General features: G+C 30.9%; 12 protein-coding genes. All 12 read right to left on the minus strand.

Annotated elements, in window-relative coordinates; all coding sequences use genetic code 11:
• Positions 1-12: 12 nt before the first annotated feature.
• The 12 genes from ypeB to GOQ27_RS01060 all read right to left on the minus strand — a co-directional run bounded on the left by ypeB (position 13) and on the right by GOQ27_RS01060 (position 12,848).
• Positions 13-1,377 carry a germination protein YpeB gene (gene ypeB / locus GOQ27_RS01005; protein WP_203364950.1) on the minus strand — a complete coding sequence of 455 codons (1,365 nt, stop codon included), beginning with the start codon at positions 1,375-1,377 and terminating at the stop codon, positions 13-15.
• A 14-nt stretch (positions 1,378-1,391) separates the two neighbouring features.
• A complete protein-coding gene (sleB, locus tag GOQ27_RS01010) occupies positions 1,392-2,117 on the minus strand; it encodes a spore cortex-lytic enzyme (protein WP_203364951.1) in 726 nt (241 codons plus the stop codon).
• Positions 2,118-2,218: 101 nt separating this feature from the next.
• Complete coding sequence (gene spoIIR / locus GOQ27_RS01015; RefSeq protein WP_203364952.1) at positions 2,219-2,890, minus strand: stage II sporulation protein R; 672 nt, start codon at positions 2,888-2,890, stop codon at positions 2,219-2,221.
• Positions 2,891-3,026: 136 nt separating this feature from the next.
• Complete coding sequence (locus GOQ27_RS01020; protein WP_203364953.1) at positions 3,027-4,169, minus strand: Ger(x)C family spore germination protein; 1,143 nt, start codon at positions 4,167-4,169, stop codon at positions 3,027-3,029.
• Complete coding sequence (locus GOQ27_RS01025) at positions 4,166-5,269, minus strand: GerAB/ArcD/ProY family transporter (protein WP_203364954.1); 1,104 nt, start codon at positions 5,267-5,269, stop codon at positions 4,166-4,168. The genes GOQ27_RS01020 and GOQ27_RS01025 overlap by 4 nt, the downstream gene beginning before the upstream one ends.
• Positions 5,253-6,854, minus strand: a complete 1,602-nt coding sequence (locus tag GOQ27_RS01030; RefSeq protein WP_425475000.1) for a spore germination protein — start codon at positions 6,852-6,854, stop codon at positions 5,253-5,255. The genes GOQ27_RS01025 and GOQ27_RS01030 overlap by 17 nt, the downstream gene beginning before the upstream one ends.
• Before the next feature lie 18 nt (positions 6,855-6,872).
• Positions 6,873-7,073 (minus strand): CLC_0170 family protein, encoded by a 201-nt coding sequence (locus GOQ27_RS01035; protein WP_203364955.1) that lies wholly within the window; start codon positions 7,071-7,073, stop codon positions 6,873-6,875.
• Positions 7,074-7,404: 331 nt separating this feature from the next.
• Positions 7,405-8,085, minus strand: a complete 681-nt coding sequence (locus tag GOQ27_RS01040; RefSeq protein ID WP_203364956.1) for a GntR family transcriptional regulator — start codon at positions 8,083-8,085, stop codon at positions 7,405-7,407.
• A gap of 36 nt (positions 8,086-8,121) precedes the next feature.
• A complete protein-coding gene (gene ispE / locus GOQ27_RS01045; protein WP_207751242.1) occupies positions 8,122-8,973 on the minus strand; it encodes a 4-(cytidine 5'-diphospho)-2-C-methyl-D-erythritol kinase in 852 nt (283 codons plus the stop codon).
• A gap of 128 nt (positions 8,974-9,101) precedes the next feature.
• A complete protein-coding gene (locus GOQ27_RS01050; RefSeq protein WP_203364957.1) occupies positions 9,102-10,670 on the minus strand; it encodes a DUF3794 and LysM peptidoglycan-binding domain-containing protein in 1,569 nt (522 codons plus the stop codon).
• Between the two features lie 349 nt (positions 10,671-11,019).
• Positions 11,020-11,316, minus strand: a complete 297-nt coding sequence (locus GOQ27_RS01055) for a Veg family protein (protein ID WP_484477097.1) — start codon at positions 11,314-11,316, stop codon at positions 11,020-11,022.
• 113 nt (positions 11,317-11,429) lie between these two features.
• On the minus strand, positions 11,430-12,848 hold the full coding sequence (locus GOQ27_RS01060) for an N-acetylmuramoyl-L-alanine amidase (RefSeq protein WP_203364958.1): 1,419 nt from the start codon (positions 12,846-12,848) through the stop codon (positions 11,430-11,432).
• Positions 12,849-12,985 lie beyond the last annotated feature (137 nt).

Consider the following 12,985-nt stretch of genomic DNA (forward strand, 5'->3'; position numbering starts at 1 on the left):
TCAGGTTTTACTCTACATCATTAATGTTCCATTTTCATCTTGTATTATTCTAAGGATATCCTCTTGGCTACCATCTAATGCATTTATATATACTATGAAATCTGATCCTTTATATGTACCACTAAATTCATAGCATAATACATCTCTGTTGCCATTATCAGGTATAACTGCTAACCGGACCTTTTTAATTTCAAATCCAATCCTAATTTTATCCTTTGCTTCTTTCTCACTAATCTTAGGTTTTAGTAATTCTCTCTCATGATTACTCTTAAGGAAGTTAGACGCGTCTACTCCTATTACTTCCCCATTATCTAGAGCTACTTTTACCTTTATCAAATCTGTGTAAATTGGGATTCCATTTTGTTCATATACAAAATTATAAACTATAGAATCCTCATATTTTGTACTATAATTAGCTTGCATATTAGTATAACCATTTTTATCCAAAAACTCTTTAGCTATCCTTAAGGCTTCTTTGTCACTGAGTTTCTTATTTTCAACATTTCTAGGATTCTCCATCCATACTACCTTGCCGCCTTTTACACTAACTCCTACAATTACACTACTTTCCTCACCTTTAGGAGTTATACTAAAGGTATAGGCATCAATATTAGAGCTACCAGTAGATTCTCCTTTATTAAACATATTTATCTCTTCTGGATTTTTAACCCCTATGAAATCTAGAGCTATTTTTTCTGCTTCATTTTCATCTACTGTTCCTTCTCCTAGACCTTTAGGTTTAACATTTAGTACTTGATCTGAGAAGGGTCCATCATATATTAATTCAGGATAATCCGTCATCTGTTCTTCTTCATATTTTTGCATTTGGGTATCTAAAATATCTTCATTAGCATCCCCTATTTCTTCCTTTTGACCCTGTCTTACCTTGAACATTGTCAAGTTGCCCTTCATTATTTTATCATGGGCTCCTTGTAATTCAGTTGTTAATTGCTGAGTATAATCTTGTAATTTAAATAAAGTCTGTCTTTCCTTATCATCTAGTTTATCACCCTTCATATATCTACCTATCATTGAATAACTATAGTCAGCCACTTGAGTTAGAAATTTTTCAGTCTTGGCTATATTTTGATGCCCTACTGGAAGTTGTGACAATTTATCATGGGCAAAAAATGCCTGTTGATATATTTGGCTAAGTAATAATACATCACTCTCTTCTGATGTAGATACTAGAGTCTTAGATAAAGAGGTCTGTACTGTTTCTATATTATCCTTCATATCATAAAACATTCTTTGATATTGATTAACTAACTGATCTTTATAATAGTTTTTCTCTCTATATTGATTATATCCCCATACTCCCGCAACCACTAATGCTATGGCTAAGAAGGTGGGTAGAAGACCTTTTCTATATCTCATTTTCAACCTCCCTTTTAGTTTCCGAACCAGTGTTTACCTATCTCGATGACTTTTTCTCTAGACCATATCCATTTACTAGTAGCTGTAGCTGGATTCCAATAATAAAGACATCCATAGGAAGGATCCCAACCATTTAACGCATCCCTAGCTGCCCTTAAGGATTCTGCATCGGGAGTTAAATTGATTTGCCCATCAGCTACTGCAGTAAAAGCTAAGGGTTGATAGATAACTCCTGCTATTGAATTTGGAAATGTTGGACTTTCAACCCTATTTAATATGACTGCAGCTATGGCAACCTTACCAACATAGGGCTCTCCTCTAGCCTCTCCATGAATTGCTCTACCTAAAAGATATACATTATCATCTCTTGTAACTCCTCCACTTCCACCTCCACCAGTAGATTGAGTCCCTCCTAAGGATATTCCTAATGCATTAGCCGTTGATGGACCTATGATTCCATCTACAGCTATGCCATTTCTCCTTTGGAACTCTCGAGTAGCCCTATAGGTTTGAGCTCCATATACTCCATCAATAGCCCCATTATAATATCCCCAATCCTTTAATCTCTGTTGAGCCTCTCTTACTGCACTTCCTGATGATCCCCAATATATTACCCTTGGGGCTCTGGCTACAGTTGTATAGGAGGTAGTCTCTTTACCATTCATTCTTTGGATAAAAAATAAATTGAAAGGTATTAATACTAATAAAAATATAGATGTAATTATTATTAGTTTTTTCATTTTAGTCCTCCTCATAAATTACTTTGAATTTTTACTATATTTTTTGTCAGAAGGACTAAGATTATACATATATAAAAAAGAAAGGGTTAACCCTTTCTTTTTTATATGCCACTATCAAACATCTTAGCTAGTTTAGTCCTATTTCGTTCTAATACTTCTACTAATTTGAATTTTATTTTAACTGGGACATCTTGAGAATTTTCATTATTATTTATCATATTATATTCTTCTTCTGATAAAACTTCAGTCATATTCTTTTCTGTTTCTTCACTGGGTACTCCATTATCCATATCTAAGAAACATAGGGGCGGGAACATAACACACCACCAATTTTCTCCTTTTCCTTCACCTAATACCACTCTAAGAGCTGTATAGTTTCCTGCCGGAAGTGTAAATCCTCCATAGGTTTTAGTTGGGAAATCATAATCTCCAAAATATACCTTCACATCATATTCCTTACCTATTCTATGTAATTCTTCTTTTGCTATTTTTTGTATAATATCCATATTATTAGATAAAACTTCTCTAGTTTCTCTAATAGATTTAGACTTTTCAAATTTCGGTGTCATTTCCTCAATGATCTTATCTCTTATTTGTAGCTTTATACTTTGATCCTCTTTAGTATCACTATTGGCTATAACATGGAGTCTAATCAACTTTTCTTTATAACCATCTACATTTTTATAGACCTCAGCTAAGGATACTGCTGCTACCCCTATCAATATGCCAATTATTAATATAATATTAATTACAATCTTTGTTTTACCTTTCATCTTAATACCTCCTATTTCTAGGGAATTTATTCCAATGTTTGTCCACTCCCACTCCCTTTATTAATATAAAGTATTAGCATAAAAGGTAATTTTTAAACCTATTTTATATATTTTTCTAGAATAATTTTTAAAAAAATTATTCTGTTAGTCCTACTCTTCTTATTTTACTATTTACATTTACTTGAAAATCAATTTTTCTGAACTCTTCCTCCCAATTATCTTCTAGTTCTTTCCATAAGTCAGGTTCTCTCTTACTAATATAGTCTTCTATTCCTATAATATCCGTTGCAAATTCATCTTGTAATTTATTTATAGTATTTAATATTTTTGTTTCAATTTCATTATTTAACTCTTTTTCAATTTCTTTTATTTTTTTAGTATCTAATATATCTGTATCTAAAGCAATAGTACCTGGCTCTAAATATTCTTCAATATAACCTTCATTTTCTATATCATAAGTAAACTTTATACTACCATCCTTAATTTTCATACTTTTTTCAATATTAAAATTTTCAATAATATATGTTATAACATATCTTCCTGAATCTCTAATAATAGTAACATCCTCATTATTTATTTTTTCTCTGAGTATTAGCACTGATGTAGTATCTGTTTCATCTAATTTCCCGATCATTTTAATATCTTTGATAATAGATGCTCCTGCTAACTTAAGCTCTTCTTCTCTAGGCATAACTATCCCAATCATGGCCACTTTACTTCTATGTAAATGAGTAAATAATTCTCCTATGCTTTCAGTATAATACCGTCCTCCTACATTTTCTCTTTGTACAAGATCCCATATGAATCTACCTATAACCGGTTTCTCTTTCATTTCTGTATTTATCACATCTCTGGCCTTTCCTTCAGCTATAAGTATAATAATCCTTCTTCCTATATCTGGGGACCTGTCTAAAGCATTAAGTACCGTAGCTAACTTTATTTGGTCTTTAGCAACATCTTCTCCAATAATTACTACCTTTAAATGCCTAAAAAACATATCATTCTCTATTCTAGTTGCTACCTGTCTACTTATCTCAGATATAGTGGCTCCTTCAACTGCTATTGTAAACCTAGGCTCACCTTCTCCAGTTTTTCCATAAGCAGCTAAGTTAGGATACTCATAGGTAAGTACAAATCCAGGGGAATTCTCCTTTCCTTCTATGCAATCTATTCCTATAGCTGATATATAAGCTCTGTTTTCTATTTCTTTCTTATCCCAACAAGCAGTGTTCATTAAAAGAACGAAAAAAAACATTAGTCCTAATATCGACTTTTTCATGCTTTATTAGCTCCCTTCTTCTTCTTAAATAATGAAATACTAAATAATAGTATAGGTATAACTATAGCTATGGCAGTTCCAAAGTAATTACTAAACAGACCAATATATTCATAGGCTGCCGCTATATTTTCCGGAACAAGAGCCAATATATAAATTATAGGTAATAATGGCATAGACATAAAATTTGTCTCTTTTAATTTAAGAGATTTACTTAATATAACACTCCCTTGCATCAGTATTATAGCTAAACTTTGAAGGGTAAGAAACGTCCATAGGCCTATGACTACTCCATCTACATTTTCTAAAAAGGTACCTGGAACATCTACTGTTTTCATTAAGAATAATGTTGGCCATAAAAGATCCATAGTTTGTATCCGTCCAAATTGGGTTAACACCACGATAAATATAGTTATATATATCACAGCAAGAAAAACCACAGATAAAATATTGTATCTTAAGACCTTTTTAGTGTCATTTAAATAAGCCGTTGAGATTAATATTATCTCCGTTCCTATGAAACTAAACATAACCACCTTTATTCCTTTAGCTATATCCATAGGACCTACTTGAAATATAGGATAAATATTAGTAAAGTCTAAATCAGGAACAATTGCTAATAATAAAATGAAAAAAGGGATGATCGCCAATGGAAATATTATTTGAACTAATCTAGCTATTGTTTCAATTCCTTTTCTAGCAATATAAACATTAGATATGAGCATAGTTATGATAATAACTTCTAAGGGGGTATTCTGTAATAAAAACATTTTTACTATCTCTGAGGAGATTCTAACTACACTGGCTGCTGAGAAAATATAAAAAAGTATAAATATTATACTAAATAACACACCAATAGGTTTTGGAATGAGGGCATCCATTATCTCTACTACCGTTTTACCTGTAAATTTTAAAGTTAATTTAGTATGAATCATGACTAATAATATAGTAAGAACTGATCCTATTATTAACATCATAATACCATCAGAGCCAAAATCCTTAGCTAAATCACTAGGAAGAGATAATATCCCCACCCCAAAAACTGAACCAATGATAAGTCCAGCATTTTGTCCTTTTGTTATCTTATCATTGTTTCCTATCATCTTTGTTTTCACCCTCGCTTTCACTACTCACGTCGTTTACCTTTTGGCTGTTATCCATCCTAACTCTGTTCTTTATCCTAAGATATTTAGGTCTTAGTTTCATAAATTTATGGGGTACACGAATTATACTATCTTTCAAATCATAAAAATCATTTATTATATTTGAATAAGGCTCCATATAAGGAATACCAAAGCTTTTCAAGCTAACTAAGTGCGTCAAAAGTACCATTAACCCTAAGACTATACCATAAAAACCCAACACTGCTCCTAATACCATTAAAATAAATCTCCAAAGTCTTATTCCTGCCGCGATCCCAAAGCTAGGAAGAGAAAATGAAGCTATGGTAGTTAAAGCTACAATGATTATCATAAAGGGACTAACAATTCCAGCCTCTACTGCCGCTTGACCTATTACTAGACCTCCTACTATACCTATAGTGGTACCAATAGGTCCTGATATCCTAGTTCCTGCTTCCTGTAGTATTTCTAATGTTCCTTCCATAATAAAAGCCTCTATAAAAGCAGGAAAAGGTACATCTATCCTAGTAGCAGCAAGATATAAGGCTAGTTGGGTTGGTAGCATTCCAGGATGATATGAAGTAATTGCTATGTATAGAGCAGGTAGTACTAAAGATAAAGGTACAGCAACGTAACGTATCATTCTTACAATAAAAGCAGCAGACCATCTGCCATAATAATCCTCTGCCGCTTGTAATAGTGTATTCCAAGTAGCTGGTAGCAAAAGAACAAAGGGAGTATTATCAATTACTAAGGCTACCCTACCTTCATACAAAGCAGCTGCTACTGAATCTGGACGTTCTGTATCTTGTATTTGAGGAAAGGGGGAAAGCCAGTTGTCTTCAATTAATTGTTCTATAAAAGAACTTTCCAATATAGCATCTACTTTTATATCATCTAACCGTTTATTCACTTCTTCTAGTATGTTTTTGTCTACTACATCATCTAAATACATTATTGCTACATCAGTTTTCGATTTTACTCCTATTTGTTTATATTTTAATTTAAGCTGAGGATCTCTTATTCTTCTTCTAATAAGGGTAGTATTCACTTTCCCTGTTTCAGTAAATCCATCCCTCGGACCCCTTGTTACACTCTCTGTAACTGGTTCACTTATACCTCGAACAGGCCATCCTCTAGAAGATATAAAGAGCACTTCTTTAAATCCATCTAAGAGTACTATGGTTTCCCCAATCAACACACTGTCTATAGCCTTTTTAAGACATTTTAAATCTTTAACCTCTGTTATAGGGATATTTCCTTCCTTTGATAAATCATATAAATTATTGCCAACCATCCTAGGGTTAGGAATTTCATCTCTAGCCACTTGCATCAATGATTCTAATACATATTCACTCACTAGTTTTTTATCTACTAGACCATCAACATATACTATTGCAAATCTATAATTCTGTCTTTTACCTACATTAAATTCTCTATATATTACATCATCACAGTCAGTTAGTATTTCTTTCATTTTATCTATATTATCATTTAAGTCTTTAGAAATAGGAATTTCTATTTCTTCTTGCTTCTGATCTTTTTTTTCTTTATCTTTTCTTTTCAAAAGGAAATCCTCCCATCTTTACAAAATTATCGATATGATATAGGTTAAAGGTCCTATTACTGCTAAAGCTATAGATAACCCCACCACTATTTTCCTTTCTTTTTTTAAACCTTTCTTTTTTAAATCATTTGCATCAATAAAAAAAAGAACAAATGCTAATACTAAAGTTAATAACACAAAATAAAAGTCTATTAATCCCTTAAACTTTTCAATCAACATAAAGATCTCCTTATATAAGTTTTATTTTCTTTTAATCTTTCCTTATAATATTTACTATAGTGAGATTTGTTATTCATTGGCAATTAAAAAAGGCGGACTAAAAACGTGTCCGCTCATCTCAAGAAAACCTAGTTTCCCTTCGACGATGCATAAGACGTGCATCTGAGCACCCTTCTAATGCGACAGGGGATTTTATCCCCCACACCCCCAACTTTTTTATTATATTCCAATATTTTCTATAGTATTAAAACTCAGTGTTTATCATCAGTTTAGAAAATCTATTAAATTAAATTCCTATACAATAAAAAAGAGACCCAATTCAATTGGCCTCTTAGGATTCTTTATTATTTTTAAAATCGGATACTATATATTTTTTAGATATTTCAATATGCTCTTCTGCATATTTTTTAGCTGCTTCTTTGTCCCTCATTTCAATAGCATCTATTATTTTTTGATGTTCCTTAGCTAACTCAGAAGATTTATGGTGACTGCTTACATAACTAACTCTAAACCTTTGGACTTGTTCTCTCAATCCATCTACTAAGTCCATGAGCATATTATTTCGTGTTGCTTTAAAGATTATATCATGCAATTCCGTATCCTTCTCTACAATACAAGCCACATCTCCATCATTGATACATATTTTTAGCTCCTCATGTTTCTTTTTTAAAGCCTCAATCTCATCTTCCTCCATTCTTTCTGCTGCAAGATATGCCCCTAAACCTTCTATACTCGCCCTTATCTCTAAGGCCTCCTTTATATCCTTTAATGATACCTCAGATACATAAGCTCCTTTTCTAGGAACCATTATAACAAGTCCTTCTAACTCTAACTTTCTTATAGCCTCTCTTACAGGGGTTCTACTAACCCCTAAACTTTCTGCTAATTGAATCTCCATAAGTCTTTCTCCAGGTTTCATTTTTCCTAATATGATTGATTCTCTTAAATGTTCAAATACTATTTCTCTCAAAGGTTTATAGTCGTGTAAATTCAGCTTATCCATTTCCTTCATTGATTTTCCTCCTCGTCCCTCATCATATTTTATAATCTATATTGTTTTGCTAAAGAATACCTCATCAATGTAATTCTTTAAGAACTTTTCACAGTCTTTTCCTTTTTTATAATCATCGAAAATACCAAAAACAGTTGGCCCACTTCCACTCATAATACTTCCAATCGCCCCTCTGTCTAGCATCTCTTTCTTTATTTTATTAATTACAGGATACTTCTTTATAGTTACAGTTTCTAATACATTAACCATGTTTTCTGCTAAAATATAAATATCATCATTTTTTATGGCTTTAATTACTCTTTCAGTATCAGGATGAGTAGGAATATTTTCTATATCTAAATTATTATATACATAAGCAGTAGATACATCAATATCAGGCTTAGCAATTAATACATACTTATCTGAGAAACTATTAAGCTTTGTAAGCTCCTCACCTATGCCTTCAGCTAGAGCAGTACCTCCCATTATACAATAGGGTACATCAGCACCTATTTTAACTCCTATATCCATTAATTCTTCTTGAGTTAAGTTTAAATCCCACATTTCATTTAACCCTATTATAGTCTGGGCACAATCGGAGCTACCTCCAGCTAGTCCTGCTGCCATAGGAATTTTTTTATCTATTCTCACTTTTATTCCTTTGCCTATATCAAACTTATCACTGATTAACTTATAAGCTTTATACACTAAATTTGATGAATCCGTAGGAACTCTAGAATCGGAGCATTCAATCTCTATACCGGAGTCTATTTCAGTTAAAGTTATTTCATCCTTTAAATCTATCTGTTGCATTATCATTTTTACTTCATGATATCCATCTTCTCTTTTCTTTAATACATCTAAAGATATATTTATTTTAGCATAAGCATTTAATTTTATCTCTCTCAAAAAATCACTCCTAGGACTTCCATTTAATTTATTATATCAAATTAGTACTTTGTATTTATTATAACGAAATATTGTATACATTGAAACACTTCTTTTGCAAAAAAAGAAGCTAGAGATTAATCTCTAGCTTAAATAGTAACATCTACAGTTTTAATTATAAATATTTTTTCTCCTGGCATTATATTCTCCGGAGTCATTATTTCATTTATCTTTATTAGCTCCTCTATTGTAGTGTTATAGTTTTTAGCTATATCCCACAGAGTATCATTAGCTTTCACAGTATATATTACGATAGAAGGTCTCTTCTTTTCATCTACTGCCTCTTCTAATTCAATAGCCTCTGTTACAATATCTATACTCTTAATTCTATTTATTGAAGTATTAAGCTTAATTTTTGATTCTACTTCTACTTCTCTAGAGCTTACTTTTTCATATTCTATATCTTCAAGAATCATATCAATTTCAGCATCCATATCTTCTGAAATACCTTCCATATCAATATAAGATTTAAATGGAAAATCACTTCTTATACTCTTTATTTCTCCACTTTCTTCTCCTAAATAAAGCATATTAGCAGTAGCTATTCCTTCTATTATAGCTTTACTTTCTATTATTCTAGTATCTGTTATTATAGGCTTCACACTAACCGTATATATTTCTTTGATTATCTCATCATCTTCAGATACATCTATTACACCTCTTACATTTTCTTGGTTTATAGTTGCTCCAATATTTTCATTTATTTTTATTACTTCCTTAGATAAATCAAATCTCTTATCAGTAGAGTATGTATCTATTGTTATCTCTTTTTCTTTATTCTCAAAGACTTTGGCATCAATTTTTATAAGAGATTCTACATCTACAACTCTAGACCTACCATTTATGTCTTCCTTTATTTCATAATAAGGTTCTAAGGAATCTAATTTTACTTTATATTCCATATCATTGTTTATACCAGAAATATCTACAAAATGAGTAAAGGGAATTTCATGAGTTATATGGTTAATCCTATTATTTTCATCATCCCCTAGATACATTATGGAACCTTTTATTTCTCCTGCAACTATAACTTTGTCTTCTACAATCTTTATTTCCCTTTCATAAGCCTTTAGATCTACTCTAAGTATATCAATTACATCAGGAAGCTCCTCTGATAATTCAAATGCATCCTTTATCATAGTAGTAGATGAGTTCTCCCCAAATACTTCATTATACCTGATTTTTTCTTTTAATACTTGAATACCCTTTTCTCCTTGAATATCCTTTAATATGTTTATATTGTTACTCTTCATAATTTTTCCATCTAAGGATATCACAGATTTAACTTCTATATTTTTATCATCTAACAATCTATAGTCTATATTCTCTACATTTGGAATAATCTCGGCCTTCATATCTTCTTTTATTCCATCTATAGAGATATCTTCTTTAAATACTAATTTATATCCTTTACTATAGATTCTATTTTCCTCTTCTCCCATATAAAGAGTTCTTGTATTGAGATATCCAGATACTTTTATTTTATCTTTATGTAATTCTACAGAATCAACAACTACATCTCCTTCAGTATTTAACACTTTAAATATCTTAGGTTCATCCGATGCCATTTCGATATTTTTGTGTAAATATACGTCTTTTTTATCCCTACCAACAGTTTGGTCTATCTTAATTAGGTCTTTTATTAATTCAATTGGCACATTACTCCCTCCTCTTATAATTACCCTGAACTAATACAGGCATTATTCTATTAATATATCTATGCATTAGGTAGGGATAAAATGTCCAGTTTCTTTTAAAATTTCATACTCTTCTTTAATTTTTAATGATTTTTATACAAAAATATTCAATATCCATCTATAGACCTATTATCATATATTTATAATATGATAAAATATAATTGAGTTAAATAATTTTACGTAATTTCCCTAACGGGATCCTTCCCCTTTTTTCTTCAATAGAACCCTTAAATATAAAAATACTATCCTCTTAAGAGGATAGTATTTTTATATTTACCAAGTAAAAAACCGCCTATCGGGCGGTCTACTATTAGCTAATCTGTATTTTGTTATCGATCTCACAAAGAGTGACTTCAACTGTTTCTGTTAATATATCGGAGTAACTATAGGATACTCTTCTTACAGAGTTATATCCTCCCTCAATTTTTACAACAAAAATACTAGGATAAGCGTTCTCTAAGACACCTTCTCTGATAGTTGTCTTTTTTCTTCCTTTGTTTGCCTTAAGTCTCACCTTTTCCCCTATGTGGGTCTCAACATTCTCTCTGATTTGTTCTAGAGTGTTTCTTTTTATCAAAGGATCACCTTCTTCATTTATTTTAGACAAATGGTGTTAAACTAATAATAACACAAATTTCGCCAAAAGTCAAACATCTAAATAATCATTATACTACTTGGCTTGTATCATGTCAATAATATTTAGAATTAATCTATTTATTATCAATATTTATAGTATTCAATAATTCCCTTTGTGATGGACTTTGATATATTTTGTAGAAATTTCTTATCCTTTAATCTTTTTTCTCTGTCGGGATTTGTAAGATATTCTACTTCTATGTGTAATGAACTAACCCCTATCTCTCGAAGAATAAAAAAATCAGCAATTTTTATGCCTCTATCTATAATATCTGTATCCTTTGATAATATTTTCATTATACGTAGAGCTAGATTTACACTATCTCTATCATTTTTATAATGATATATTTCACAACCATGTATAGAAGAATTATGATAAGAATTTAGATGTAAACTTATAAAAAAATTCGGACGAATTTCATTAGCAGTTTTCACCCGTTGACTTAATGGTACATATTCATCTACTTCTCTTGTGAGTATTACTTTTGCCCCAGCTTCCTCTAATTGATTTTTTAATAATTTAGCTATATCTAGTACTATATCTTTTTCCCTTGTTCCATCTATACCAATTACATCTTGACTACTATTTCCACCATGTCCAGGATCTATCATAAGTATTCTTCCCTTTAATGGCTGATTTATACACGGTTTATCTATTTCCTTTATTTCAATACCTGTATAATAGTACTCAAGTATTTGTTTATAGCTCTTTCCCAAGTTAGCCATTTCATTAGCTCCCCATTGACATAATCCCAAGCCATCTCCTTTTCCTCTAGTTCTTATTTTTAATCTCTCAGGAGCAATACTAAATCGAGTTGAATCAATATCTAATTTATTTTTAAAATCAATACCATTAAATTTAGAGTCTCCTATTTTTATACTAGCTACTCTACCTAGTAAATCTCTTTTTATATCTTGAACGAAATTATTAATCCTTATATTCTCAGTAGCATTCATATAAGGAAATCTAGTATCTAGTCTTTCGGATATTTCCTTTATATCCATCTCTATTTCATTTTGCCAATTAGGAGAGTCTTTACAATAATTACACAATACTCTTCTAAGATAAAAGGTTTTAGTTCCTATAACATTCTCAGAATTCTCTGTAGACCCTCCACAGGTGTCATGAAACCTTGCATCTATAGGTTTATTATTTACTGTAATAATAAGATTTTTAGTATCATTTATTGCCTTTTCTAATTTATTTAAATTTTTTTCAGATAATGCTTTATATTTTTGTAATATATTCTCACCTAAATAATGTTCTCCATCACATATATCGCAATTTTCATGATAAAGAGATCCTTCACCACCAAATAATTTCATTTTTCTGATTAAATTAGTTCTTGCTATTATTGCATTTGCCTTCAAGGCTTCAATATTAAACTCTATAGGACACTGAGATAATATAATCATTTCTATTACATCCTCTACAAGCCTCTCAATAATATTTCCCTTTTCATGGTTATACATTTTTATATAAATATGTTTATCCTTATTCAACCTCCATTCCTCCTATACAATAGTTTAATATTTCTTTTGATCTAGTAATGGATTTATTTACTAAAAAAGATTTAAGAAATTACAAACTTTCGGTATAATATATATTATGAATTTATATATATACTGTTCCTTGTACA

This window comes from Anaeromonas frigoriresistens (assembly GCF_016820655.1).
Lineage (GTDB): Bacteria > Bacillota > Clostridia > Tissierellales > SIT17 > Anaeromonas > Anaeromonas frigoriresistens.